This window comes from Vibrio fortis (assembly GCF_024347475.1).
Taxonomy (GTDB): domain Bacteria; phylum Pseudomonadota; class Gammaproteobacteria; order Enterobacterales; family Vibrionaceae; genus Vibrio; species Vibrio fortis.
In genome coordinates this window covers 1,290,720-1,316,301 of record NZ_AP025488.1, presented here as the reverse complement: position 1 = coordinate 1,316,301, position 25,582 = coordinate 1,290,720, and the positions used below count along the sequence as shown (strand labels likewise).

The window sequence follows — 25,582 nt, the reverse complement described above, 5'->3', positions numbered from 1 at the left end:
GGGGCTGTGTTTGGAACGAAGGAGGATGGGTGGATAATTTGCAACTTCTATTGGTTGAAGATGATCTTGATTTGGCCAAGGCTGTCATCGACTACCTAGAGCTCGAAGATATATCCTGTGACCACGCAGCGAATGGCCTTTCTGGTTATAACTTGATTGAATCCAATCATTACGATGCCGTTATCCTTGACCTCAATTTACCAAAACTCAATGGCTTAGAGGTGTGCGAGAAGATTCGCTCACAAGGCATTGATGTGCCCATACTGATGCTAACCGCGCGAGACACCCTCGATGACAAACTGAAAGGTTTTTCTAAAGGAGCGGATGACTATCTTGTGAAGCCTTTTGCGATGGAGGAGTTAATTGTTCGCACACAAGTTCTTTCGCGACGTCGCAGTGGACAAGTTCATAAGTTGTGCATTGAAGGTGTTGAGTTAGATCTCCAAGACAAGAATGTCACACGCCAAGGAAAAGCACTCAAAGTGTCTCCGACAGGATTCAAACTTTTAGAGTGCTTGATGCGAGAGAGCCCAAATGCCGTGTCTCGTGAAAAGCTGATGCAAGCGGTGTGGGGCGATGAACAGCCCGACAGTAATAGCTTGAAGGTTCATATGTTCAATCTAAGAAAGGCCGTGGATGGAACAAACGACATCAAGCTCATTCAAACCGTTACTGGCTATGGCTTTTCCTTTAAGTTGAATGAGGAAGCCTAAATGAAAATCCGCCCGAGTATCAGGCTTTATTTTCTCGTTGCCATGCTGTTTGTCGGTAGCGCCACCATTGGCGTTTTAACCATCACGGGCATTCACTATTTTTTTGCCGGGCTTGATACCGCGATGACCGAGTTCATGCGAGCACAAGCGACAGAGCTTCCACTGGGTGAAAATGACGAGCCCGTTCAATTTGATGATGTGACGTTAGCGGCTAAGTGGGAAGATTTGCCAATAGAGATTCAACAAAACCTTAACCCTGATGAATTGATCCCAAATGAACTCCTAAAACGGATTGACGGCGTGCCCATCATATCTGAGCCTGAGGCTGGCTATTTCGCAATGAAGGTTGTCGTAGATGGAAAAACTCGTTATATCTCGTTGCTGCTTAAGCAAATGGATATGAGTGATAAGTTTGAAAACGAGCCGCCACCGTTTATCTACATCATCTTTATTGGCTTGGGAGCCATCGTCTTTTTTCTTGTCGCACTCATTCTGGTTCAGAGAAAAATAGCCTCTCCGGTAGAAGAGCTAAAAGACTGGGCAAAAGGGTTGGATAAAGAACAGCTGACGAAACCAGTACCTAATTTTCACTACAGCGAGCTCAATACGTTGGGTGAGTTGATTAAATCTAGCTTAAGCTCGGTACAAGAGAGCTTGGAACGAGAGCAACGCTTCCTTGGGTATGCCAGTCATGAGCTACGGACGCCGATTGCGGTGACGCGAACCAACTCTGAACTGTTACGTAAGATGATCACTAAGCAGATTCCAGAAGAGAAACAGTTGGAAGTGCTCGATCGAATAGAGCGCGCTGGGTTTACGATGACCGACTTGACTGAAACGCTGCTTTGGTTGAACCGCCAAGAAGGTAAGTCGCTGCCTAGCTTTCCAATCTCGCTGGGAAAGAGTATTGAGCAAATTGTTGGAGAGCTTGGTTACTTGCTACAGGGTAAATCAGTTGAAGTGACGACTAGGGTCGATCAAACCACACTGGATCTGCCTGAAGGTTTGTGTCGAATCGTTATCTCAAACCTGATTCGAAATGCCTTTCAGCATACTGAAAATGGTCATGTCGAGATTACTCAGTCAGGAGATACCTTATCTATCGTGAATCGTGATGTAGAGCCTAGAATAGGAAGTGATGATCTCGGGTTTGGTTTAGGGCTTGAGCTTACCCAAAGGCTTATTGCTCAATATGGATGGACTTATCAAACTCAGCAATCGGCTGAAGGGTGGCGAGTGGATGTTACTTTTAAGATCTAACTATACGGTTGTAAAAGATTTTTACGAATATTGACGATTTACAGTTTCCTATAAGGTAGCTTGCGAGTATCTTGAAAAGGTGAGTCAGCATTGGCTCACTTATAAATAGAATGATAAATATTCAGGCGTGTTGATCTTTCGAACGAAACTTAATCACGAAAGGTCAACACGCCCTAGTCACAGATAAAGGATACTTGCGTGCAGGCACAATTCATTGATGGAACGACGCTCTACCGTCAACATAGTTTTCAACTTCCTCTCAATTATCAGAATCCACAAGGGGAGCAAATTCAAGTTTTTGCTCGCGAGCTGGTGGACCTAGCAAAAGACAATCAAGAGCTACCTTGGCTTGTCTACTTTCAAGGCGGTCCCGGTTTTCCTTCGCCAAGAATGAGTGGTGAATCTGGTTGGGTTAAGCGTGCATTACAACAATATCGTGTGCTTTTACTAGACCAGCGTGGAACGGGCAATAGCTCGGTGATCAGCCATCAAACATTGGCGCATTTGAGTTCAGATGAGCAGGCAGAGTACTTGTCTCATTTCCGTGCAGACAACATAGTGCGCGATGCTGAGGCGATTCGCGAGCATTTTGGTGTTAAGCAGTGGGCGACGATTGGTCAAAGTTTTGGTGGTTTTTGCACACTGACGTATTTGTCTCTGTTTCCTCAAAGTCTGTTACGTTGCTATGTAACCGGCGGTATCCCATCGATTGAGCGCGAAGCTGATGATGTATATCGAGCGACTTATAAGCGTGTAGAGGATAAGAATAGGGCGTTCTTCGCTCAGTTCCCACAAGCGCAGGCTCTGTGTCGAGAGATTGCAGACCACCTGCTTGCTAACGAAGTACGTTTGCCAAACGGCCAGATCTTCACTGTTGAACAGTTCCAATTGATCGGCATTAATCTTGGTAGTGGCGAAGCTAACTTACCAATGTACTTCACTCTGGAAAATGCCTTTGTTGATGTGGCTGGAGAGAAGCAACTGAGTTACAGCTTCTTAAACCAGATGCAGCAAGAGCAGGCTTACCTCACCAATCCTATTTACGCGATTTTGCATGAGTCGATCTATTGCCAAGGTACGGCATCAAAATGGTCTGCACATCGTGTTCGTGATGAGTATCCGCACTTTAATTATCAAACGGGTGAAGAGTTCTGGTTTACGGGTGAAATGGTTTATCCATGGATGTTTGATCAATTAGAAACGTTGAAGCCATTGAAGCAAGCGGCTGACCTATTGGCTGAGAAGTCTGACTGGGATCGCTTGTACGAACCTAAACAACTGAACGAGAATAAGGTACCGATGGCGTGTGCTGTGTATGCGGACGACATGTATGTTGAACTCGACTATAGCCGTGAAACACTGGCGAAGATTCCGAATTCAAAAGCCTGGATCACTAATGAATACGAGCATAATGGCATTAGAGCTGACGGTGAACGTATTTTAGAGAAGCTAATGACGATGGTTGAGTCGATAGAGAATCTACCCAAGTAGTTTTTTATCTATCAGAATTGATGACGATACAACGAAAAAACGCTGTTAAATTTAGCAGCGTTTTTTGAATTCGTCGGGGGGAAATATTGGCGTTTGTTGTTTTTAATTTTATATCAATTATTCGCCAAGGATCTGACAAGCAGACTCTACTGCATTGTTGATGTCAGTAATTTTTCCGGCACCGGCAGGGCCTAAAACACTTGTATAAAGTGCAGTTTGTTGTTCGAACGTCAGACCTAATCGATTGTATAGATCTTGACGAATTTGAGCGAATTCTTGCGGCTCTGCATTCGATAACCCTTCAAGGGTGTTGTAAATGAGAGTGGATTTATCCATAAACTGTCCTTAGTACATCTGTTAAAAATAAAAACATTATGCACTCTGTGTAGTATTGTTTCTGAGATTCCGATCGCATTATGTGTTAAGCAATCGTTATCTTTAGTGATTGATCTCTAATGAATAATGACTCAATAATGTAAAAAAGAGACCTAGTACAGGTCCCTTTTGGTATCAAACAGCAATATTCGTCAACAAATAACGTTATTTGATGTGGATGTTGTTGTCTCTTCGGTCATACATATCTGGGGTTGTGTGCAACCCGCCAGCATAGCCTGCTGCTTCTAATGTTTCTCTTACTTCTCTTACATATTCAGGAGTCACAGGGTCGTGTCTGTCTCCCAAATTCTTACGTACAAAAGTGATGAGCTCGGCCAAACTCTGATCGGAAAGAACTTCCTCAAAACTGGCCATTGGCATGAAGTTTCTGTCTTTATCAAGATAGGTTGGTTGCAGACCACGTACCGTAACCGCAATGGTATTGAATGGGTCGCTGTGCATAATAATCCCATTGTTGAGCAGTGTTGGGGCGATAGGATCTCTACCTTTACCATCATCACCGTGACAGGCACCGCAGGTTTGGCGATAGGTCGTATAGATGTCGGATTGATACGCTTCGTCATCGAAGCCCTTGGGTTGCAGTTGAACGGCATCAGGGGCAATCATGTTGTGGGTATCACCTTTTAATAGGTAATACGACATCGACTCAATATCTTCCCGTGTCATTAGACTCAAACTGTTTTTCACCACATCAGCCATTCCGGCAAAAGCGGTGCCTTTATCTGAGTGGCCTGTGTGTAGGAAGTCAGTCAGCGTCTTTTCATCCCACTCGTCGATATAGAGCTCGTTAGCGGTAATGTCCGGCGCGTTCCAACCATCAATTAGGTTTCCTTGGAAAATTCGTTCAGGTATCAAGGCTTGGGCAATGTTTCTTGGCGTGTGGCACTCAGAGCAGTGTCCAAGCCCAGCTACCCAGTATTTACCTTGTTGCCATTTTTCTACATTGTCCACGCTCTCTTTAAGCGCTTGCGGAATTTCGTAGTCAATAGGGTCGGTATCCATGAAGACGATATTCCAGCCTAGCAGTCCAAGTCTGATATTCGATGGGAAAATCATGCTGTTATCGTCATTACGACGAGACACTGCAGGGATTGATTGCATGTATTCCCAAAGGTCGACCATATCTTGATCGGTTAAGTATTGATAGGACGTGTAGGGCATTGCAGGGTATAGGTAGCCCTCTTTACCCTTACCCTTGACTAGCGCATCTCTGAAGTCATCAAAGTCATACAGGCCAATACCTTCGCTTGCGTGAGGGGTGATATTCGTTGAGTAGACGGTACCAAATGGCGTCACAAACGGTAAGCCACCGGCAAACGGCTCACCACCTTCTGCACTATGGCAAGCAACACAGTCTCCGGCATGTGCAAGGTACTCACCACGCTCAACCGAATCCGCTTTTAAGGCCGCAAGCCGTTCTACTTCAACCTGCTCTGAACGACGAATGTACGCACCCAGGGCAAGAATCTCATTCTCTGTCAGTTGTCCTTCAAAAGCGGGCATCAAGTTGTTAAGACCGTAATTGATGGTGTGTTGGATCTCTTCAATACTTCCGCCATGGAGCCAAATGCTGTCGGATAGGTCGGGTACGCCAGTAGTGGGATTGGCAACCGTACCGTCAGCATGGCAGGATGCGCAGTTTTGGATGAAGAGGCTTTTTCCCAGTTCGACTTTAACTTCCGGCACATCGGTGTGACGCTGGTTTAGAGAGGCGAGATAATAAGAGATCTTAGATATTTCATCGGGCCTTAGTATTTCACTCCAACCCGGCATCGCGCCGTTTCTGCCTTTGGCGATAGAATGGATAATGGCATTATCGTCACCGCCGTATAACCACTCTTGATCGATGAGATTAGGAAAGTGTTTTTGACCTTGGGCATTGTCCCGATGACACGCTGCGCAGTGAGTTTGAAACAGAATTTGCCCACTGGTAACAATCTCAGGCACTAACGCAAGGGTGTTGAGGTCCGTTTTAGCCTGTAATACCATCTGCTCGTCCAGCGAAGTAGATGGAGAACTCAACCTGTCGTCGCTCTGTTGCCAATCAACTAGACCCGTCCATTCGCCCATTCCCGGGTATAGCACTAAGTAGCCAGCAGAAATAACGAAAGCAATAGCGTAACTTATAAACAGTAGCTTAGGTGGTGGCGCATCTTTCTCTTCAATGTTGTCAAATGTGCCGACGGTATGGTCTTGGTCAGCTTTATGGTTACTTCGCCAATATTTAACAACCACAGATACCATTAAAACAAAGAAGATTAGGGTGCAAATGATCGCCCACCAGTTCCAGAATGTACTCATGGCGACACCTCCTGTGCTGTATCTTGACCAAGGCTTTGCAGGTAACGAATCAGCGCTTCGGCTTTGGTTTTGCCTCGAACTTGCAGTCTAGCTTCGCTGATCTCGCTATCTGTGTACGGTACGCCCAGTGTTCGCAGCGTTGTCATCTTGTCCCCAATGTCATCTCCTGAAAGGGTTTGTTCAAACAGCCAAGGATAAGCGGGCATTATTGAAGTCGGCACCACTTGTCTAGGGTCTATAAGATGAATAACGTGCCATTGATCTGAGTATTTTCTCCCTAGGTTTGTGAGATCCGGGCCGGTGCGTTTTGAACCCCAAAGATTCGGGAACTCGTAGATGTCGTCTGCTTCTTGGTTTGCTCGGCCGTTGCGTTTAACTTCAGGGTCAAGCGGACGAACCATTTGTGTATGACATACGTGGCAGCCTTCGCTGATGTATATGTCACGGCCAGCGAGCTCTAGTGCAGTTAAGGGTTTAGCCATACTTCCTTCGGCTATGTCTGCGGTACGTACAATGTTAGGCACAACCCAGACAAGCAGTGAGAAGGAGGCAACAACGATGGTGGTGATAATCAAAATCCAAACGGATTGAGTGAAGTCTTTACTCATACCCTAAGCCTCCTTTGCCACGAGTGCGCTCGGCATACGAACGGTTTTGTAGAGGTTAACGGCCATCAACAACAGACCTAACACGAACAAGGCACCACCAAAGAAGCGTAAGAACAACCAAGGAGCTTTAAAGTCCATCGCTTGGACGAAGCTGTATACCAGTTCGCCGTTGTCGTTCTGCGTCAGCCACATGTAACCCTCACCAATTCCAGCCACCCACAACGCGATGGCGTATAGAGCGACACCAGCATGCGCAAGCCAAAAGTGCCATTTCAAAAGCCTTGGTGACCACAGATCGGTTTTATTCCAAAGTCGAGGGATGAAGTAGTAGAAAACTGCGATACCTGACATACCCACCCAACCCAGCGCACCAGAATGAACATGACCGATCACCCACTCAGTATTGTGAGCGAGCATGTTGAACCAGCGAATTGCAAGGAGAGGGCCTTCAAATGTGGCCAAGCAGTAGTAAAGGATTGCTGAGAAGAAGAACAGCAAGATATAGTCGTTTTTGAGTTTCTCTTTATTTTGGAGCAGAGTCATTGCGCTGTTGTAGGCACCGGCCCATGACGGCAACCATAGAATCAAAGACATCACGATTCCGATGTTCTGCACCCAAACAGGAACAGAAGAGTAAATCAAATGGTGGGTTCCTGCCCAAGTGTAGAATCCGACCAAGCCCCAAAAATGGATGACGGACAGTCGGTAAGAGTAGATCGGCCTATCAGCGGCCTTGGGGATGAAGTAATAGTTCATCCCGATGATCCCAGCTGTCAGCAAAAATCCAACCGCGTTATGTCCCCACCACCACTGCACTATGGCGTCTTGCGCCCCTGCGAACACAGAATAGGACTTCATTGCTGAAACAGGCATGGCAAGGTTGTTGATGATAAAAATCATCGCGATAACGATGATGAACGCCGCGAAAAACCAATTGGCAACAAAGATATGGCCGACCTTTCTCTTCGCTATCGTGCCGAAGAAAAGAATGGCATAAAGAACCCAGACAAAAACAATCAACAGATCGATTGGCCACTCTAGTTCTGCGTACTCTTTCGACGTAGTGTAGCCTGCAGGAAGTGTAATTAATGCGAGTAATAGAACGAGTTGCCATCCCCAGAACACCATCCACGCGAGGCTTTTGTTAAAGAGTTGGCAATGGCCAGTCCGTTGCGCGATGTAAAGCGAAGTCCCCATTAGGATATTCACGACAAACCCATAGATAACGCCGGAGGTGTGAAGCGGGCGCAGACGGCCGAACTGAAAGTATTGAGAGTCGAAATTGAGGATGGGCCAATAGAGCTGTGCTGCGAGAATTACCCCGATTAACATCCCTAGAATCGCCCAAACGAATGATGCCAGAATGAAGTACTTAACTACCTTCACACTGTACTGCGTTGTCACGTTTTCCATAACAAGCTCCTGTAAAGGTTACTTTTCATTGCCGAGTTGTGAATAGAAATAGGAAATATCTTCGATGTCTTGGTCGGTGAGAGCGTCGGCTTGTTGCTGCATGAGAACAGCGAGCCCACTGGTTCGCTCGCGGGTTTGGTAATCTTTTAGTGATGAGATCAAATAGCCCATTTTTTGTCCGCGTAGATTGGGATAGGGCTCTTGGGTAGAGATACCGTCTTCTCCGTGGCAGGTCATGCACACTTTGGCTTTCTGTTTGCCTAATTCAAATTGTGGGTCTGGATTTTGAGCATAACTGGTCAACGGAAACAGCGTAACTAACAGTACGATCGAAGACCTTTGGATTGAACGGTAATTGCTGAAACTCATCATGTTTTCCCCAATATTGATAGTGCTATCGTCGAGCAATACGTAAGCAGTAGGGGATTTGGATTAGTTTTGATTTATGAATGGCGTATTCAAAGGGAATGCTGTGCCACTATTGCCATCAAGTGATAAATATGAACTAGACTATTTATTACGAGGTCATGAAAGTGGAGTTAATAATGAAATCACTGAGTTTACTGCTAATTTTACTTCTTCCTTTTTCTTCGGTGAATGCGTCACAACTGACTATTTTCGATCAATTAGGGAAAAAACATAGTTTATCCAGAGAGCAGCTTTTGTCACTGCCTCAACATGAAATATCAACGGAATTACCATGGATAGAAGGGCAGTCATCATATAGTGGTGTTGATTTGAACGAAGTGCTTAAAAGCATCGATCTTTCAATGTCAAAACATGTCACTTTAGTCGCACTTAATGATTATAAGATCTCTGTTCCCAACGAGGACTTTAAGAAATACAAACCCATTATCGCAATCAAGCAAGATGGCGAGTTTATGTCTGTGAGAGATAAAGGGCCATTTTGGTTAATTTACCCTTTGAGTTCTAAGCCCGATATCAATAACACCGACTTCCATGCCAAAATGATTTGGCAAATTAGGGATATTCACCTATCGAGGTAGAATGATGAAAAAGCTGTTATCGTTATCAATAACAAAAATCGCAATTATCAGTGCAATGTTTTTTGTACTTGCACTTAACATCTACAGCGTTACCAAAATTAATGATATCAATTCCAACTTTTCTAACCGTCAAAATGAAGCAACTTGGTTCGTTTTTCAGTTAGTTAAGGAGTATGCAAACTTCCTTACGGTTAGCCAATCCACAAACATCGACTACGAGAAGTTATGGTTAGCATACGACATAACTTGGAGTCGGTTTGATATTCTTATTAATAGCAATGAATCATCAAATTTTATTCGCTCAGCCAATTTTAAACCTTATTTCACCTCTGAATTTGAAAAGTTTAGAACGCTTGAATCGTCTATAAAATTGGTTGAGCAGGGAGAAATCCCGAAGGAGCCACTCCAGAAAAAAATTGAAATTTGTTATCAAGGAATGGTTTCTTTTATTAATGATAACTTTCGATTGCAAAGTCCAGTGATTGAAGACAACACGCAGACTGTTAATCAGCTGGTTCTTGTGAATCGAGTGAGTAGCTTTGTATTGGTCATGTTGATCATTCTAGCGGCTTCTATTTTGTATTTTGACAGTGCTTATAATGTCAAACTTAGAACCACAGACCACATTACGGGTTTTTATAATAGGTTATCTCTGATCAAATTCATTAAAGATCGCTATTCGAATGACAGCAATTTTGATCTCTACTTTGTCAGAATTCGAAATTTAAAAGAGATCAATCAAAAATATGGTGTTGAATATGGCGATCTGGTTGTCAGCTCTGCCGCTAAATCTCTGCTGACTAAGGTACCTAAAGAAACCGTATCCTTTAGAAGCAGTGGGGGGCAGTTTGTGTTCTTTGTTCCTAAAGAGCAAACAGACAGTAATGAGATGAAAGAGAAATTTAGCAACGTTCTTGGAGACTATATCTCTGCTGGCAACCTAGAGTTGATGATCGATGCGGCTGTAAGACATAAAAAAGACATTCACCCTGAAGATATGATGGAATTGATTACGAGCATGCAGACTGCTTAACAACATGTCGATATAAATGAAGGGGTGGCTAGCTAATCTAGTCACCCTTTTTTATCGCTACTAGCGTTGGCATTGGTGTTAGTTTTGTTTTGGTGTTTTCTTGTTGATATCGATAATGTCTTTGTTAAGGTGAGTGTTGAGCAGAGCTTCTGTGTCGTGATTTTCGATAAAATCAATAAAGTCTGAATAGGTAAGAGGTTGGCTAAATAAGTAACCCTGTATTAGGTCGCAATTGGCGTTGCGTAGATACTGGTATTGTTCAACGGATTCAACCCCTTCACCAACGACATGTGCATTACACGAGTGACCTAAATTTATCATTGAGTCGACCATTTTCCGGTCCGCATTATCGTATTCAATATCATCGATAAAGCTCTTATCAATTTTTAATTCATCAATTGGGTAGTGTAGTAGTTGGTTAAAGGCTGTATACCCAGTGCCAAAGTCATCGAGAGACACCTTAAGCCCTAGGTTTCTTATACTTTCGATTGTTTGAACCGTTAATTTTGTGCTTTTGACATAGCTTGTTTCTGTTATCTCAATAATGATGTTACCCGGGGAAACGTTATACTTATCAATAACTTTTCTAACATTGTCGGCAAAGTTTCGGTTATAGAGTTCCATCGCAGAGATATTAATAGAAATCGTCCCTTGATATTGATGGCTCTCTGACAGTTCTTTGAACGCTTTCACCGCGGTATCTATCACCCACATGTCCACTCGTGATATGAGGTTGCTCTTTTCAGCCACGGGAATAAATTCATCAGGGCCTGCGTTAATATCAAACAACACAGGGCAACGAATTAAGCACTCGGCACCATCAATTTGTAGTGTTTTGGCGTTAAAGATTGGCATGAATCTGAGCTCGAATTCATTATTCTCGCAACATTCAAGCAGTCTTTTCTCAATGATGTCCTGACGTTCCAACTTATGAAGAAGCTCTTCGCCATAAACGATTCTACTTTCTCCATCACTATGCGCCTTTGCATTATTGAGCATTTCATCGACGCATCTATGCCAAATCTCTTTGAAGTTTGGCGTATCGACAGGTAGCACGCCTGTAGCGATAGAGAGTCTAAATCCGTAGTAATCCACAAATGTCGCGCTGGTCAGCGAGTTATTTATGTTCTCTATCTCTTGTTGGATTGATTGAGACTCTTCAGTTTCAAGTATTGCGATAAATTGATTGCCTCCCAAGCGCGCCAAAGAATAATCACTGTAACTGAAGCTGTAGGACGTTTGTTGGTTCTGCAGTGTTTCTTTCAGTACCGAGGCCAAGTTGACTAAAACGCTGTCGCCTATTTTTGCTCCGTAAAGATCGTTGATCTTACGAAAGTCGATGATGTCCCAGCAGATTAGATAACAACGTGAGCTAAGAGTGCTATCTAATCTAACATCAAGGTGTCTGATGAATGAACGTCGGTTAGCAAGCTTCGTTAGTTGATCAAATTCGGCTTCAAACTTGAGCTCTGTAAGTGAGTCGATGTAAGCGTTTTTCAAGCTGTCGACTTCGCTGTGACCTGAAGAACGCTTAAAGTATCGTAACTTTAAGCCTCCCAACGTGATTTCTTGGAGTAGAGTCTTTAGGGGACGAATGAGTTGATATCGTACAACTAGGTGGATGATGAGTACAATGACGGCTAAGGTGGCAATGATGCCAATAATTGTAGTTTGGGCAATGTCCTTGACTTCATTTTTAAACTTTGTAGTACGAATGTTCACTTGTGCGACTAGGTGAGCACTGGCCATTTGGACTGTGATATTTTCTTCAGTTTGCTCAATCGATCTGATAATGAACTGCTTGTTTTCTAAATTGGGTGTGCCTCTCAGTGGTTCGATCAGGATTTGCAAATCGTCATCCAGATTATACTCAGTAAGAAGGTTCGATAACTGCTTTAATGGACCGTCAGCAATCAATATATAGCGATTGAGACTTTCGTTAACGCGTTTATCTTGTGGAATCAAATAGGGGTCGAAGGCTGCTACGTAGGCATATCTTAATTCGCCGGTGACAGAGATATAAGAAAAGCCTTGGTCTGAAACTTCATTTTTGGTGATCAGGGAAGTGTATATATCGAATACTTTTTCATAGATATTGTCGGGTATCTTGAGGTCTTCAAATGGGTTGGTTCTCAATGTCGATAACTTGAGGTTAAACCTAGGGTCGATGATGTAGACGTTTCTATCCCCAAACTGATTCACGCTGCTCTGTTTGAGAATCTGTAACACTCGTTTTTCTAATAGTGAAAGGGTGGTGTAGTCGCTCGGATTTTGAATGTATCTTAGGAATTGAAGCGAAGACCCAATATCTTTGGTCAGCATCGATAGCCCTAACTGCTCATATTCCGCAGCAACTAAGGCGGTGTTGACACTAGACTGCACCTTATCTAGGTACATGTGTTTGGCATGGCTATAGCCAAAATTAAACACAAATATGCCCATTAGTGTAAAAACAGCAAATAAGGCAGGAATAAGGAACAGGTATACTCGATTTAGTATTGACATGTATTATCTCAAGCTATCTACAATTCTATTTCTTATTTGGAGGCTATTAGGCTCCAACGGCTTGTATAAATAACTGCGATCCAAAACTTCTTGAGTTGGGAAAAGTTCGGCGTCACTCTGATACTCCTCACTAGTCAGAGCTTTTGCTTTTTTGTTTGGCGTCGCAAACCAAGAATCTTCGGCGTTAATGGCGGCAATTTCAGGTTGGGAAAGAAAGGAAATAATGGTCATTGCGTCATTCGAGAGATCGCCATTGTTGATGGCTGATAAGCACTCTAGCCAGAGCGTTGTTCCTTCTTCTGGTACTGAATATGCCCAAGATGCATCGGGGTCGATATCATTTAACACATAGGTATCACCGGAATAGCCATAAGCTAAATCTATACTTAGCAGACGTTCCTTATCTCGGATGTAGTCCATGACATATTCACTGCTTTCCAAGTGACTTTTTTGTTCTTCCAAGCTTTTAAATGCGGCTCTCAGTTCTTGGTTATCATTGGTAAAAGGATCGAATTGGTTTGCAAGAAGCGCTGTGCTGACTAAATCAGTCGGTTCGTAATACATGCTGATTCGGCCACTGAATTTGGGTTCGGGCTGTAAGAGGGCTTTCCAAGATGTTGGTGGAGACATTTTATCGCTTCGATATAAGATCCCCGCAGTGCCCCAAGCGTAAGGGATGCCATACTTCCCGCATCCATTCATCCAACGCGGTTCGAAATTCTCTGAAATGTCCTGCTGAATGCTACTCAAGTCATGGAACAAATTCTGTCTGGCTAAAGCTTTGAGTTTAACGCTTTCTAACACAACCAGTTCGAATGCCCCTCTGCGTTCACTCAACAACACTTCGTCACGAATCGACTCATCGGAAAAAAATTGTTGCTTGAGAGAAATGTTGTGGGTCTCTTTTAAACGCTCTATGACACTTTCAGAGAGAAACTCATCCCAGTTGTAGAGGTAGATGTCTCTTTGCTCACTGTGCGCAAAACCAGAAAAGCCAATTACGCATCCCAGGACGATACAATGAGTTTTATTCACGGCTTACTTCCTTGTAGTAAGGGCTATTAATATAAATCCTAGCTCAATATTTGAGACCTGCTTCAAATAAAAGGGAATGATCATGATTAAATAAGAGAACGAAGTTTCAAGCTTTATAGGGAGTTATTGGCTGAGTCGCCATTAACTAGCGGAAATTTCTTGTTCCAAATTCTTCTTGGAGTAACATATTTCTTTTTTTGAGATTGAGTCTTTTATGAATTACCCATCCTTTGAGTCTATCGTTGCGTCGCGACGTTCAGTTAGAAAATATGACGCGGACGCTGAGTTTAACCATGATGATGTCGCAAAGGCATTGGAGTTAACAACTCTAAGCCCAAACAGCAGCAACATGCAGATGTGGGAATTTCATCGTGTTATTTCTTCTGATAAGCGCGAAAAACTTGCTGAATACTGTATGGGACAAAACGCGGCAAAGACGGCAAATGAACTGGTGGTGTTTGTGGCGACAACCCATAACTGGAAAGAGCGCGCCCAGCGTAACGCTCAGAAAGTACGTGAGGCGTTCCAAGGTCGAGAAGATCAAGCAGCAAAGCGCGCACTGAAATATTATGAGACCTTGATTCCTATGGTTTACAACAACGATGCATTGGGCATTAGAGGAGCAATGCGTAAGGTCTATAGCTGGTGGCTTGGTCGCAACAAACCTATGGTAAGAGAAGTCAGCAAAACCGATGTTCGAGTTTGTTTGCATAAGAGTGTTTCTCTTGCGGCTATGACCTTTATGTATGCAATGCGTGAAAAAGGGTACGACACCTGTCCAATGGAAGGCTTCGACTCTAAACGAGTTAAAGCGCTGCTTGGCCTGCGTGACAGTGACCAGATCACTATGATTGTTAGCTGTGGTGTTAGGACAGACGAAGGCATATACGGTGATCGTCAAAGAGTGGAAAGTGAAACGATAATTAAAAGCCATTAATATTGGCGATAGGTGGAAAGGTTATGCCCAATTTATTTTCAGAAATTCCCAAAGACATTCCCGAGGAAATATTTGAGGACATTATTTCTACTTCAAATGTACGAATTGAACGTATCGTTTCTAAAGGGCAGAGCTCACCAGAAACGGGTTGGTATGACCAAGACGAACATGAATGGGTGTTGGTGCTCAGTGGGCAGGGCGTTATTGGTTTTGAAGATGGCTCCGAAGTGACTCTGAACTCGGGTGATTACCTCAATATCAAAGCGCACCAGAAGCATAAGGTGGTGCGCACGGCTGCCGATGAAGCGACGGTATGGCTTGCTGTTTTTTATCGCTAGTCTAGTTTTCACAAACTGAGTGATATGAGTTAAATGAAGTCGAGGGAAGGGTATGTTTCTCCATTTTGATGTTTATGGGCTGAAGATGTCCGTTCAGCGTAAAAACGGTGAATGGCTTTTATTTAAAGAGTCAGATACGTCTTTGCGTGTCAGAGTTTATGATGTGGTGCTTCCCAATGAGCTTAAAGAAGAAGAGGTGAGAACCTACTTGGCGGATATCTATCATGAGTTGGCTCGTGCTGAATTCCCTGATGTTGTTCAGACGTCATGATAACGGGGCGCTTTAAGGGATTGCATGATGAAAATCAGAGAATATCAAGTGGCAGACGCTCCAAAGCTCTGGGCGCTGTTTTTTAATACGGTCAGAAAAGTAAATATTAATCACTACAGCCAAGATCAAGTAGAAGCGTGGGCACCTTCAGATTTTTCATTGGAGGTTTGGCAAAACAAGATGGAAAAGATCCGCCCCTTTGTCGCGGAGCTAGATGGCGTCGTAGTAGGGTATACAGACTTACAAGACAGCGGTTTGATTGACCATTTCTTCTGTCATCATGAATACCAAGGTCGAGGCGTTGGACGTCAACTCATGTTACACATTTTGGATTTGGCGAAGCAGCGAGGACTAGAAAAGGTTATTTCTGAAGTGAGTATTACCGCTCGCCCTTTTTACGAGCATTTTGGTTTCTGTGTTGTGAACGAACAAACTATTACGGTTAGAGGCCAAACCATGAATAACTTTGTGATGGAAAACGACTTGTCTGACATTTAATTGCATTGAAAGGAAACGTTTTCAGTAAATCTACGGTTGTTGCTAGAGGGCTTGCTTGATAGCTTGCTTTTTCGCAAAACCATTGACTAAATGGACTGTTGAACAAAGAACTTAATCGGCTTCGTTAACTTTTTGAGTATTACTCATCACACCTGTTCTGGGTATGAGCTCTAAAGAGCTAACTTTAATGTAAATGTGTTTGTTCTGGTGATTGGTAGCGCGTTTGTTGGTGCTTAAGCACTTATGTATGATTGACTTCGCCGCTTCTCAGGAGCCTACTATGATAGATGCTCACCTCTACGACCAGATCAACTGGCCATGTGACCTCTCAGATACAGTGATTGAACGCCTCAAGCAAATCGCTGTGCTCAAACAAGGGATCGATGCCCTAGAAATCACAAAGCGCTACCAGAATGTGCCCGGTGTTTATTACATCTTAAGTGGTTCTGCTGGGCTCTGTTTTTCAACACAGAACATGCATCACATGTCTGGTGGAGTGATCGGTCGAGGTGATTGGGTAGGCGCGTTAACCATCTATAAGGATTACCAACTTTTCGCTGTCGCGGAAGAGGTTAATCCTATTTCAATGATCTATTTTCCTCGTAAGAAAGTTCGTGAGCTGGCAGAAGAAGTACCAGAAATCCACAAATGGCTGCTTCACTGTGCCACAAAAAGCCATTCACTATGGATGCAAGCCTACCTAACTTCTATTCATGAAAAGGAACAAAAGACCGTTTATGTGCTGTTGGAGCTGGCTGCAAGACAAAACATGAGCACGAGTAATGTTGCTAGAATTGATGTCTCACAGAGTCAGTTAAGCACGATAACAGGGATTTCACGTCCACGCCTGAATGAAGTTTTGAAGAATTTAGAGAAGAAGAAAGGCATTAAGACTCGCCGGGGTAGAGTAGTGATTTCGGATTTTGACGTACTCTACAACTGTATTTCTCCCATGAACTTAATGCTCAGAGATCCTTCCGATACGTTAATGCCACAACTAACGAGCGAATGAGATATAAATCATACTTATATCAATAATTAGTGGTTTGTGTTCTTTTTGGAACATACGAACCCATTGGTTTTCTATAACTTTGTAGTTCAAGACAGGAAATTATAAATCACTAATGAGTCATAGGAAGTTCAAATGAAAATGTCGGTGTTGGAATACAAAATTTGCGGTATCGGGGTATGGATTAAGGCAACAGTGTCACAACGCTGTGCGTATATGCTCGCTTTAGAATACGAGCGCTTGGGATGGCCAACAAAGATTGATGGCGAAAGCAGAGATGTATAAAACGAAAAAAGCTGGTGTGTGAACCAGCTTTTTCTGTTTTAGAGCGTATGTTAACTGACTAATTTTCTGAAATGAAAAACCGTCTTTAAATAACAAATAGCTTTTAAACAACAACTATAAACTATTTGTTCACGAACTCTTTGAAGCGTTGTTTCGTTGCATCATCGGCTTTTTCATACCAAAAATAGAGCATCTCTTCTGCAGTGTTGTCTGATGCTTTTACGTTTGCTGGTAGCGTGACAGGTTGAACTGGGGTGCTTGCCGCCGCTGCGTTGACTGTAGCCACCGAAGCCGTTGCCGTAGTCAGCGCTGCAACGCCACCTTGTTTATTGTAGTTCGCCGCTTCTGTTGGGTAGTTTCGCCCAATCTGCATGCCTTTTTTCACTAGCGCGTCTTCTTTGGTTTCCACCGTTTGTTGGTCTGAGTTGACTAGGCTCCATTGAAGATCTTTCATCCCCTCTTTTGCTGCGCTGATATTGCGAAACTTAGGCATGTTGAATGTCAGTGTTGTGTTGCTTGCGTCGAATGTAGCAATGATGGTGTCACTGTCGATGAACTCGCGGTCATTACCTTGATCAAAAGCCACTTGATATTGGAATACGATCTGGTTTTGACCATCAGGCAATGTCATAGTTTTATGAGATGAGAAAAGCCCACCATCGAGGTCTGGCTTACTTTCATTGACGGCTAAGATGTCCACACTTGAAGGGACTTTAATTTCAACGTCTGCTGAAGCGAAAGGAGCCGCTACCAATGCAGAGATTAAGGCAATCTTTTGTGTCGTTTTCATAATAGGGCAAGTTGTTTGGAAAGAAGGATTTACAATCTCATGCGAGGGCGTTGAGTTCAAGCGATGCCCATGAAATTTAGGATATTTTGCCGAATCTTAACGTAACTGAAATAAATGATGATGAGTGACTGAACAGCCAGTCACTCATTTTTACGATCATTCCAAGTAGAAGTAACCGTTGTCCTTTGTACAAACAGGGAGTTCAATATTACCCACGTAGTCGCCATCAACGTAGCAAGGGACATAGGGCGTCGCCAATGAAGAGGCGAACGTCATGGCAGGTGCAAGAGCAAAGAGAGCAATAATAATGTATTTCATCTTGTGTCCTTAAGCCTGAGTATGATTTGTGCTGAGGAGTAGCCTCTGCATGAGCTTTAAAAATAGTACAAGTGATACAATTGTCAATTTGTGACATGTTTCACTCACGAACAGTCAATTATGGTCTAGCTCATTGTTATTTTTACTGTTTTCTGGAGTTTGTTAAGCGATTCGAGTATTAAAAATGCCAGTTTTATCTGGTTTATCGTTGATCCATCTTGACTCGCGATACGCGTTATAACTCAGCCATCTTGTGATACTCAGAACCAAAAAAAACCGTGAGAACAGTGTCCTCACGGTTTGTGTTAACTCTTCACGCAATTAGAGAGAGTATTATTTTGCTTGCTTAGCCGCAGCTTCTAGCTGTTGTAGTCGACCTTGAAGCGTGTAAACGTTCTGGTTGAAGTTGCCTGGGTTCAATACTTGGCTGTTTTGCATTGGGTAGCCAGGTAGTGTTGCCATAAATTCTTGAACTTTACCGCCTACTGGTACAAACAACCACATGTTGTCTGCCATCCAGCGTAGGTACATGCCAGATTCGTGAGGCGCTTTCTCGAATGGGTCAGCACGTAGGTGTACCACTTGAGGCCAGTTTGGCTGGAAGCGAACTGCATCAACGATGTTACCGTCCATTACTGCGAATGAGATCTTAAAGTCGTTCCAACGTACAGCGTTAAGCTCACCGTTAGCAGAGAAGTAAAGTAGGCTGTCACGTGGACCTTGCTCTTCTTTACCTTCAAAGTAAGGTAGGAAGTTGTAACCATCTAGGTGTACACGCCAGTTTTTACCGTTGTAACGAGCACCGTCGTCAGACGCTAGCTTCTCTGCCACTTTATCATCGCCAGCTGCAGCTAGAAGTGTAGGGATCCAGTCTTGGTGTGCCATGATGTCGTTGATCTTAGTACCAGGTTCAATCACGCCAGGCCAACGAACAAGTTGTGGTACACGCATACCGCCCTCGTAAGTGGTACCTTTCTCACCGTGGAAGTAAGTTGCACCGCCATCAGGCCAAGATACTGTTTCTGCACCGTTATCCGTTGAGTAAATAACGATAGTGTTGTCTGCGATTTTCAGCTCATCAAGCTTGTCTAGAAGAACACCGACATGGTCATCGTGCTCTAACATACCGTCAGCGTAGATACTGATACCAGATTTACCTTGGTATTTCTCTTGTAGACGAGTCCAAACGTGCATGCGAGTCGTGTTGTGCCAGATAAAGAATGGCTTGTCAGCTTTAACAGCTTTTTCCATGAAGGCTAGCGACTCTTCTAGGAACTCTTCATCTGCGTGCTCCATACGCTTACGCGTCATAGGGCCAGTATCTTCAATCTTACCGTCAGCGGTAGACTTGATTACACCACGAGGACCGAAGTTCTTACGGAACTCAGGATCTTTAGGGTAGTAGTATGTCTCTGGCTCTTCTTCAGCATTTAGGTGGTAAAGGTTGCCAAAGAACTGATCAAAACCGTGGTTAGTAGGCAAGTGTTTGTCTTGGTCACCCATGTGGTTCTTACCGAACTGAGCTGTCATGTAGCCTTGTTCTTTTAGTAAGTCCGCGATCGTTGGAGCCCAATCTGGAATACCGTGGTCTGAACCTGGCATGCCGATAGTAAGTAGACCTGTACGGAAAGGTTCTTGACCAGTTAAGAATGCAGCACGACCCGCAGTACACGATTGCTGACCATAGTGGTCAGTGAACAGCGCACCTTCATTAGCGATACGGTCAATGTTTGGTGTCTCATAACCCATCATACCGTTGTTGTATGCACTGATGTTGAATACACCAATGTCATCACCCCAGATCGCAAGAATGTTAGGCTTTTCTGCAGCGGTTACTGCTGAAGAAGCTGCTAATAAGCCAACACCTAATGCTAGTTTATTAATTTTAGTACCCATAAGGACTCCGATTTACTTTTAAAAATAATGCGTTAAGTCAACACATCGATGAGCAAACATTAATCTCAAAAATCGGTGATGTCCTTTTATAGTAGTTATAACCATTCGTTATGTTGTGTTGTTATTGTATTGAATTATATGGTTTTTGTAGGTTCCCACTAAAAATGAACTAGGTAAGTAGTGTGATCTCAGTCATGTAGTAAAACGTAAAAAAGCGCGTTTTATAACGATGAAAGTTGATCAGAAATGACAAATTAATTAATAGTTTATCGAATCTCGCTATTGCTTAAATCTTGAACTATATGTTGTAGGGCAGGACGCAAACAATTAAAGAAGAGGTTTCTATGACAGCAAAATATGGTGTCAAACGTCGGCTAGCGATATTGGGTTCCGCGATGCTAGCTGCAACATCAACGATGGCGGCTGAAAAGCCCAATATTTTGGTTATCTGGGGTGATGACATTGGTCAGTCTAATGTCAGTGCTTACACTTTTGGTCTTATGGGGTATCAAACTCCAAACATCGATAGCATCGCCAAAGAGGGCATGATGTTCACTGATTATTACGCTGAGCAGTCTTGTACTGCTGGGCGATCAACCTTCATTACCGGGCAAAGTGTACTTCGAACTGGCCTCAGTAAAGTGGGCTTGCCAGGCGCTGATATCGGCTTACAGGCTGAAGATGCAACCATTGCAGAGCTGCTTAAACCTATGGGTTACATGACAGGGCAGTTTGGTAAAAACCACCTTGGCGATAAAGATGAATTTCTTCCAACGGCACACGGGTTTGACGAATTTTTTGGCAACCTTTACCACCTAAATGCTGAAGAAGAACCAGAAAATGAAGACTACCCAAAAGACCCAGAGTTTCGTAAGAAGTTCGGCCCTCGTGGTGTGATTAAGTCTTTTGCTGATGGAAAAATTGAAGATACAGGACCACTCACGCGTAAGCGTATGGAAACCGTTGATGAAGAAACGTTAGATGCGGCACTCGACTTTATGGATCGTGCTGTTAAAGCCGACAAGCCATTCTTTGTTTGGTGGAATGCGACACGTATGCACTTTAGAACGCATGTGCAGCCAGATAGCAAAGGCGTAACAGGTATCAGTAACTATGCCGATGGTATGGTTGAGCATGACAGACATGTTGGTCAACTACTTAAACAAGTGGATGATTTAGGCATCAAAGACAACACGATTGTTTTCTACTCAACCGACAATGGGCCTCACATGAATTCGTGGCCAGATGCAGGTACAACCCCATTCCGTGGTGAGAAAAACACTAACTGGGAAGGGGCATATCGTGTACCAGCAATGGTTCGTTGGCCTGGTAAAATTGCACCGGGAACCATTTCTAACGAAATCATGCACCACATGGATTGGATGCCGACATTCTTAGCGGCTGCTGGCGATGACAAGATCAAAGAGAAGCTTCTTAAGGGTCATACCGCAGGTGACAAGACGTTCAAACTTCACCTTGATGGCTACAACTTCCTGCCTTACTTAACGGGTGAAGAAGAGAAAGGACGTCGTGCGGAGATCTTCTACTTTACAGATGATGGCGACTTAGCTGCTCTTCGTTACAACAACTGGAAAGCGGTATTCATGGAGCAGCGAGCAACAGGTACCATGCAAATTTGGGCGGAACCGTTCGTGACATTGCGTCTACCTAAACTGTTCAATCTTCGTATGGACCCATACGAAAACGCTGACATCACGTCGAACACATACTACGACTGGTTGTTGGATCACGCATATATGTTTGTTCCGGCACAAGCGTATGTTGGTGAGTTTTTGGAAACCTTTGCTGAGTATCCACCACGACAAAAAGCAGCAAGCTTTAGTCTGGATCAGGTAATGGAAAAACTCCAAGAAAGCCACAACAAATAGGTCAGTGTTACTGAATTGAAAAAGAGCTCTTCGGGGCTCTTTTTTTCGTTTAAGGCTAAGTCACAGTATTTCATCTTTCAGCGACTAAATAATTGTATTAACGTTATTTTTTCGTCTACCTTAATAAACATAAGCGAGATTAAACAAGGAATGTTATGTCTGCAATGCTGTTATCAATCATAGGTGGCGCTAAACGCGTCTGTTGTACCGTCACTGTTTGGTTATTGCTTCTGTTGAGTGGTTATGCCGTTGCTCAGCCTGCAAATTATGTTGGATCTGAAACCTGTATTGATTGTCACGCAGAACAAGTCGAAGCATGGCAAGGTTCGCATCATGACATGGCGATGAAACATGCTGATAAAGCGTCTGTATTGGGGGACTTTGGTGATGTGAGTGTGATGCATCAAGGTAAAGAAAATCGTTTTTTCCGCAAAGGGTCGGAGTACTGGGTCAACATTGAAGGCCCAGACGGTCAATTTCACGATTATAAAATCAGCTACACCTTTGCCTTTGAACCATTGCAGCAATACATGGTGGAATTCGACGATGGACGAGTACAGCTGATTCCTTTCGCTTGGGACTCCCGAACCAAAGAGCAAGGAGGGCAGCGCTGGTTCCATCTCTATCCAGATACCACTAACACCGATGAGTTCTATTGGACCAATAGCGGCCAAAACTGGAACTTTATGTGCGCAGATTGTCACTCAACCAACCTACAGAAAAACTATGATCTCGAAAACAATCGCTATCAAACGACATGGTCAGAAATCAATGTTGGCTGTGAAGCGTGTCATGGCCCTGCAAGTGACCATATTGAGATGGCGAACAAGTTAGAGAGTGGGGATGTGCAATCAGAAGGTGTTTCTTTTGATGCAGCAAGTCATTACGGTTTTGACCGAGACCTATCGCAAGCGGTGAAAGAGTGGGTCTATAAAGAGGGCAATACCACACTTCAACCTAAAGATATTATCCATACTAATCAAGTGCAGACTTGCGCGCAGTGTCATAGCCGCCGTACGCAGCTTAATGAGACGGGAGATCATGTTAAAGGTTCGTTCTTTGATAAGTATCGACTAAGTCTGATCTCTCCTGAGCTCTATTATCATGATGGCCAGATCTACGATGAAGACTATGTGTATGGCTCGTTTCTACAATCGGCGATGGCTGAAAAAGGGGTAACGTGCACCAACTGTCATGATCCACATACCGCGCAATTAAAGATCGCTGAAGAAGCCGTGTGTAGCCAATGTCACATCGCCTCTGAGTACACGCCTGAAAAGCACACCTTCCACCAAGCCGGTACAGAGGCGGCAAAATGTACAACTTGCCATATGCCAGAAACCACCTACATGCAGGTTGACCCAAGGCGTGACCATAGCTGGCATGTTCCACGTCCAGGTATTAGCCAACATATCGATACCCCTAATGTGTGTACTGGTTGCCACGAGGACAAAACAGATCAATGGGCAGACGCTCAAATAGGGAAATGGTTTCCAGATTCAAAATATCGAAATCAACAACACTTTGCTGTGGCATTTTATGCTGACGCTATTGGGCATCGAGGCGCTATTGATGCTCTAGCGTATTCAGCTCAAGACTCAAGCCTTAGCGACATCATCCGTGCATCGAGCTTAGAGCGCATGGCGGGTAACACGGGGCAAAACACCCTAATTTCATTAGCAAGAGCGGTTAAACACGATAATGAGATGATTCGATTAGGCGCTGTCGCGGGCTCATCGGGTTATGAGTTCACGGATCGCTGGCAGATACTCGAACCTTTACTTGATGATTCAGTACTCTCGGTACGAACAGAAGCAGCAGGAGCGTTAGTTCGTTATTGGCGAGAGATGAATCCACTGCAGAAAGATCTGATTAAGCCCGCCTTATCGGAGTACATAGAGATACAGGAGTTTAATGCCGACAGAGGCTTTGGACGCACCAATTTGGGTAATGTTTATCGCGATCTAGGTCAGCATGACAAAGCGATTAAATACTACCAAGGAGCCATCAAGATTGAGCCTTACTTTGAGAACAGTTACGCCAATTTAGCCGATTTATACCGAGCGCTTGGTGATGAATCAAAAGCGATGGCGACATTGCAACAAGGGATTGAAGCGCAACCCAAATCGAGCGTATTGCCGTACAGTGCAGGCTTAGCTGCGCTCAGAGCCAAAGAATACCCACAGGCTAGGAGCTATTTAAAACAGGCGGCTGAAATGGCCGAGAGTAATGCCCAGTATTGGTATGTCTATGGTCTATCCTTAGAGCAGGTTGATGTTCTCGCCAGTAGCGAAGCATTGCAGCGTGCTTATGGAGTGAGTCGTAATCCACAGCATCTCTATGCAAAATGTGAAATTCTGGCACGAAATTCAACACAGCCCGGAGTAAAACCTGCGTTTAATCGTTGTATCCAGCAATTGGAAAAAGTCGCTCCGCCAGATGCAGTTAATCAATTGAAAAGAATGAGCAAATAACAGATCTCTAAACAAGTAAGAGAACAAGACCATAGTGAGAAAAGTAGCTATTGCCTTTATAACCAATAGTTATAGCGCTTGTGAGTAGGATGTACACAGCATATCGAATTGATAAGGATGACCTATGAACCACGCACAGCAAGCGATAAATCGACTCATAGAACAAACTGAAAAAAGTGTTATTAGCCAGAGCCACGTTGTTAGAGCTTTGGTGATTGGTCTACTCACTAATGGTCATGTCCTATTGGAAGGTTTACCAGGGACAGCAAAAACACGCTCAGTGAAGTCTCTCTCGAACTTACTTAACGCGAGCTTTGGTCGTATCCAATTTACACCCGATCTTCTGCCTTCCGATGTCACAGGTACAGAGGTCTACCAAGAGGTAGAGGGTAAGCCTCAATTACATTTCCAAGCAGGCCCAATCTTCAATAGTATTGTGTTAGCCGATGAAGTAAACCGTGCGCCCGCCAAAGTGCAAGCAGCGCTACTCGAAGCTATGGCAGAAGGAACCATCACGGTTGGTGGTCAAACTCATGTATTGCCTGAGCTCTTCATGGTTTTAGCGACACAAAACCCAGTGGAGCAAGAGGGTACCTATCCGCTACCAGAAGCGCAAATGGACCGTTTCATCATGAAGGTGACGGTTGATTACCCTGAAGACGCCGCGGAACGTGACATCATTCGATTAGTACGAAGTGAAGAACTAGGTAGTGAAACCAGTTCCGAACTGATCACCCCTCAACATATTGAACCTGAATTGGTGATAGAAGCGCGTCGTCAGTTGCCAGACATTGCTGTTTCAGAGCTTGTAGAAGACTATATTGTCGCTTTGGTTATGGCGACAAGAAAACCTGAGCGTTACGCGGAATCCAATTTGCCTAAATGGCTTGAAATCGGTGCAAGCCCACGTGCTTCTATCGCTCTTGATAAATGTGCTAGAGCGTACGCTTGGTTGCAAGGTCGTGACCACGTCACAATTGATGATGTGCGTGCAATGGTGCCAACTGTATTAGGGCATCGATTCTCTCTCTCTTACGATGCATTGGCCGATGGTGTCGATCATCAGCGAGTCATCGAAGAGTTGCTTGATGCGGTAGAGATTGGTTAACCGGGAG

23 protein-coding genes are annotated in these 25,582 nt (G+C 43.9%); 13 read left to right on the top strand and 10 right to left on the bottom strand.

From position 1 onward, the window contains the following. The first annotated feature begins 29 nt into the window (after window positions 1–29). The 3 genes from OCV50_RS20320 to OCV50_RS20310 all read left to right on the top strand — a co-directional run bounded on the left by OCV50_RS20320 (window position 30) and on the right by OCV50_RS20310 (window position 3,464). Window positions 30–713: a response regulator transcription factor gene (locus OCV50_RS20320; protein WP_261904445.1), complete on the top strand. Its 684-nt coding sequence runs from the start codon at window positions 30–32 to the stop codon at window positions 711–713. Next, window positions 714–1,973 carry a sensor histidine kinase gene (locus tag OCV50_RS20315; RefSeq protein ID WP_261904444.1) on the top strand — a complete coding sequence of 420 codons (1,260 nt, stop codon included), beginning with the start codon at window positions 714–716 and terminating at the stop codon, window positions 1,971–1,973. Between the two features lie 198 nt (window positions 1,974–2,171). After that, window positions 2,172–3,464 carry an alpha/beta hydrolase gene (locus OCV50_RS20310; RefSeq protein WP_261904443.1) on the top strand — a complete coding sequence of 431 codons (1,293 nt, stop codon included), beginning with the start codon at window positions 2,172–2,174 and terminating at the stop codon, window positions 3,462–3,464. 117 nt (window positions 3,465–3,581) lie between these two features. Here OCV50_RS20310 and OCV50_RS20305 read toward each other — a convergent pair whose 3' ends face one another. The 5 genes from OCV50_RS20305 to OCV50_RS20285 all read right to left on the bottom strand — a co-directional run bounded on the left by OCV50_RS20305 (window position 3,582) and on the right by OCV50_RS20285 (window position 8,554). Next, window positions 3,582–3,800, bottom strand: coding sequence for a PAS factor family protein (locus OCV50_RS20305; RefSeq protein ID WP_239840149.1), 219 nt, complete (start codon window positions 3,798–3,800; stop codon window positions 3,582–3,584). A 204-nt stretch (window positions 3,801–4,004) separates the two neighbouring features. Beyond that, on the bottom strand, window positions 4,005–6,161 hold the full coding sequence (locus tag OCV50_RS20300) for a c-type cytochrome (RefSeq protein WP_261904442.1): 2,157 nt from the start codon (window positions 6,159–6,161) through the stop codon (window positions 4,005–4,007). Further along, complete coding sequence (locus OCV50_RS20295; protein WP_261904441.1) at window positions 6,158–6,769, bottom strand: cbb3-type cytochrome c oxidase subunit II; 612 nt, start codon at window positions 6,767–6,769, stop codon at window positions 6,158–6,160. Before OCV50_RS20295 ends, OCV50_RS20300 begins: the two co-directional genes overlap by 4 nt. Before the next feature lie 3 nt (window positions 6,770–6,772). Further along, on the bottom strand, window positions 6,773–8,182 hold the full coding sequence (gene ccoN / locus OCV50_RS20290; protein WP_261904440.1) for a cytochrome-c oxidase, cbb3-type subunit I: 1,410 nt from the start codon (window positions 8,180–8,182) through the stop codon (window positions 6,773–6,775). A gap of 18 nt (window positions 8,183–8,200) precedes the next feature. After that, entirely contained in the window at window positions 8,201–8,554 is a 354-nt protein-coding gene (locus OCV50_RS20285) for a c-type cytochrome (RefSeq protein WP_390905158.1), read from the bottom strand. A 173-nt stretch (window positions 8,555–8,727) separates the two neighbouring features. On the opposite strand from OCV50_RS20285, the gene OCV50_RS20280 reads away from it, so the two are divergent. After that, window positions 8,728–9,189 carry a molybdopterin-dependent oxidoreductase gene (locus OCV50_RS20280; protein ID WP_261904439.1) on the top strand — a complete coding sequence of 154 codons (462 nt, stop codon included), beginning with the start codon at window positions 8,728–8,730 and terminating at the stop codon, window positions 9,187–9,189. Window positions 9,190–9,193: 4 nt separating this feature from the next. Next, the gene (locus OCV50_RS20275; protein WP_239840469.1) at window positions 9,194–10,222 is read left to right on the top strand and encodes a diguanylate cyclase domain-containing protein; all 1,029 of its coding nucleotides are present in this window, start codon (window positions 9,194–9,196) and stop codon (window positions 10,220–10,222) included. 78 nt (window positions 10,223–10,300) lie between these two features. Here OCV50_RS20275 and OCV50_RS20270 read toward each other — a convergent pair whose 3' ends face one another. Together OCV50_RS20270 and OCV50_RS20265 are read right to left on the bottom strand one after the other, a co-directional pair. Beyond that, complete coding sequence (locus tag OCV50_RS20270) at window positions 10,301–12,727, bottom strand: putative bifunctional diguanylate cyclase/phosphodiesterase (RefSeq protein ID WP_261904438.1); 2,427 nt, start codon at window positions 12,725–12,727, stop codon at window positions 10,301–10,303. A gap of 3 nt (window positions 12,728–12,730) precedes the next feature. Continuing rightward, window positions 12,731–13,744, bottom strand: coding sequence for an ABC transporter substrate-binding protein (locus OCV50_RS20265; RefSeq protein ID WP_261905245.1), 1,014 nt, complete (start codon window positions 13,742–13,744; stop codon window positions 12,731–12,733). 232 nt (window positions 13,745–13,976) lie between these two features. Here OCV50_RS20265 and OCV50_RS20260 point away from each other — a divergent pair, with 232 nt between their 5' ends. From OCV50_RS20260 to OCV50_RS20240, 5 genes are all read left to right on the top strand, one after another. Beyond that, window positions 13,977–14,699 carry a nitroreductase family protein gene (locus tag OCV50_RS20260; RefSeq protein WP_261904437.1) on the top strand — a complete coding sequence of 241 codons (723 nt, stop codon included), beginning with the start codon at window positions 13,977–13,979 and terminating at the stop codon, window positions 14,697–14,699. Window positions 14,700–14,722: 23 nt separating this feature from the next. Continuing rightward, the gene (locus OCV50_RS20255) at window positions 14,723–15,037 is read left to right on the top strand and encodes a cupin domain-containing protein (protein ID WP_261904436.1); all 315 of its coding nucleotides are present in this window, start codon (window positions 14,723–14,725) and stop codon (window positions 15,035–15,037) included. A gap of 52 nt (window positions 15,038–15,089) precedes the next feature. Next, window positions 15,090–15,308 (top strand): DUF7661 family protein, encoded by a 219-nt coding sequence (locus OCV50_RS20250; RefSeq protein ID WP_261904435.1) that lies wholly within the window; start codon window positions 15,090–15,092, stop codon window positions 15,306–15,308. Between the two features lie 24 nt (window positions 15,309–15,332). Further along, window positions 15,333–15,806: a GNAT family N-acetyltransferase gene (locus OCV50_RS20245; protein ID WP_261904434.1), complete on the top strand. Its 474-nt coding sequence runs from the start codon at window positions 15,333–15,335 to the stop codon at window positions 15,804–15,806. A 280-nt stretch (window positions 15,807–16,086) separates the two neighbouring features. Next, window positions 16,087–16,818 carry a Crp/Fnr family transcriptional regulator gene (locus OCV50_RS20240; protein WP_239840139.1) on the top strand — a complete coding sequence of 244 codons (732 nt, stop codon included), beginning with the start codon at window positions 16,087–16,089 and terminating at the stop codon, window positions 16,816–16,818. Between the two features lie 403 nt (window positions 16,819–17,221). Here OCV50_RS20240 and OCV50_RS20235 read toward each other — a convergent pair whose 3' ends face one another. The 3 genes from OCV50_RS20235 to OCV50_RS20225 all read right to left on the bottom strand — a co-directional run bounded on the left by OCV50_RS20235 (window position 17,222) and on the right by OCV50_RS20225 (window position 20,104). Then, window positions 17,222–17,890 carry a DUF2057 family protein gene (locus OCV50_RS20235; protein WP_261904433.1) on the bottom strand — a complete coding sequence of 223 codons (669 nt, stop codon included), beginning with the start codon at window positions 17,888–17,890 and terminating at the stop codon, window positions 17,222–17,224. Window positions 17,891–18,046: 156 nt separating this feature from the next. Further along, window positions 18,047–18,208 (bottom strand): hypothetical protein, encoded by a 162-nt coding sequence (locus OCV50_RS20230; RefSeq protein WP_239840137.1) that lies wholly within the window; start codon window positions 18,206–18,208, stop codon window positions 18,047–18,049. Window positions 18,209–18,541: 333 nt separating this feature from the next. Then, window positions 18,542–20,104, bottom strand: coding sequence for an arylsulfatase (locus OCV50_RS20225; RefSeq protein ID WP_239840136.1), 1,563 nt, complete (start codon window positions 20,102–20,104; stop codon window positions 18,542–18,544). Window positions 20,105–20,448: 344 nt separating this feature from the next. On the opposite strand from OCV50_RS20225, the gene OCV50_RS20220 reads away from it, so the two are divergent. From OCV50_RS20220 to OCV50_RS20210, 3 genes are all read left to right on the top strand, one after another. After that, entirely contained in the window at window positions 20,449–21,993 is a 1,545-nt protein-coding gene (locus tag OCV50_RS20220) for an arylsulfatase (protein ID WP_239840135.1), read from the top strand. A gap of 155 nt (window positions 21,994–22,148) precedes the next feature. Continuing rightward, window positions 22,149–24,467, top strand: a complete 2,319-nt coding sequence (locus tag OCV50_RS20215; RefSeq protein ID WP_261904432.1) for a tetratricopeptide repeat protein — start codon at window positions 22,149–22,151, stop codon at window positions 24,465–24,467. Window positions 24,468–24,591: 124 nt separating this feature from the next. Next, on the top strand, window positions 24,592–25,575 hold the full coding sequence (locus tag OCV50_RS20210) for an AAA family ATPase (RefSeq protein ID WP_261904431.1): 984 nt from the start codon (window positions 24,592–24,594) through the stop codon (window positions 25,573–25,575). Window positions 25,576–25,582: the final 7 nt, after the last annotated feature.

Coding starts and splice junctions, on each gene's coding strand:
- OCV50_RS20225 (WP_239840136.1), bottom strand. CDS start 20,104: ATGGGTACTAAAATTAATAAACTAGCATTAGGTGTTGGCTTATTAGCA.
- OCV50_RS20305 (WP_239840149.1), bottom strand. CDS start 3,800: ATGGATAAATCCACTCTCATTTACAACACCCTTGAAGGGTTATCGAAT.
- OCV50_RS20220 (WP_239840135.1), top strand. CDS start 20,449: ATGACAGCAAAATATGGTGTCAAACGTCGGCTAGCGATATTGGGTTCC.
- OCV50_RS20250 (WP_261904435.1), top strand. CDS start 15,090: ATGTTTCTCCATTTTGATGTTTATGGGCTGAAGATGTCCGTTCAGCGT.
- OCV50_RS20210 (WP_261904431.1), top strand. CDS start 24,592: ATGAACCACGCACAGCAAGCGATAAATCGACTCATAGAACAAACTGAA.
- OCV50_RS20300 (WP_261904442.1), bottom strand. CDS start 6,161: ATGAGTACATTCTGGAACTGGTGGGCGATCATTTGCACCCTAATCTTC.
- OCV50_RS20215 (WP_261904432.1), top strand. CDS start 22,149: ATGTCTGCAATGCTGTTATCAATCATAGGTGGCGCTAAACGCGTCTGT.
- OCV50_RS20230 (WP_239840137.1), bottom strand. CDS start 18,208: ATGAAATACATTATTATTGCTCTCTTTGCTCTTGCACCTGCCATGACG.
- OCV50_RS20285 (WP_390905158.1), bottom strand. CDS start 8,554: ATGATGAGTTTCAGCAATTACCGTTCAATCCAAAGGTCTTCGATCGTA.
- OCV50_RS20275 (WP_239840469.1), top strand. CDS start 9,194: ATGAAAAAGCTGTTATCGTTATCAATAACAAAAATCGCAATTATCAGT.
- OCV50_RS20255 (WP_261904436.1), top strand. CDS start 14,723: ATGCCCAATTTATTTTCAGAAATTCCCAAAGACATTCCCGAGGAAATA.
- OCV50_RS20235 (WP_261904433.1), bottom strand. CDS start 17,890: ATGAAAACGACACAAAAGATTGCCTTAATCTCTGCATTGGTAGCGGCT.
- OCV50_RS20240 (WP_239840139.1), top strand. CDS start 16,087: ATGATAGATGCTCACCTCTACGACCAGATCAACTGGCCATGTGACCTC.
- OCV50_RS20260 (WP_261904437.1), top strand. CDS start 13,977: ATGAATTACCCATCCTTTGAGTCTATCGTTGCGTCGCGACGTTCAGTT.
- OCV50_RS20270 (WP_261904438.1), bottom strand. CDS start 12,727: ATGTCAATACTAAATCGAGTATACCTGTTCCTTATTCCTGCCTTATTT.
- OCV50_RS20315 (WP_261904444.1), top strand. CDS start 714: ATGAAAATCCGCCCGAGTATCAGGCTTTATTTTCTCGTTGCCATGCTG.
- OCV50_RS20280 (WP_261904439.1), top strand. CDS start 8,728: ATGAAATCACTGAGTTTACTGCTAATTTTACTTCTTCCTTTTTCTTCG.
- OCV50_RS20245 (WP_261904434.1), top strand. CDS start 15,333: ATGATGAAAATCAGAGAATATCAAGTGGCAGACGCTCCAAAGCTCTGG.
- ccoN (WP_261904440.1), bottom strand. CDS start 8,182: ATGGAAAACGTGACAACGCAGTACAGTGTGAAGGTAGTTAAGTACTTC.
- OCV50_RS20295 (WP_261904441.1), bottom strand. CDS start 6,769: ATGAGTAAAGACTTCACTCAATCCGTTTGGATTTTGATTATCACCACC.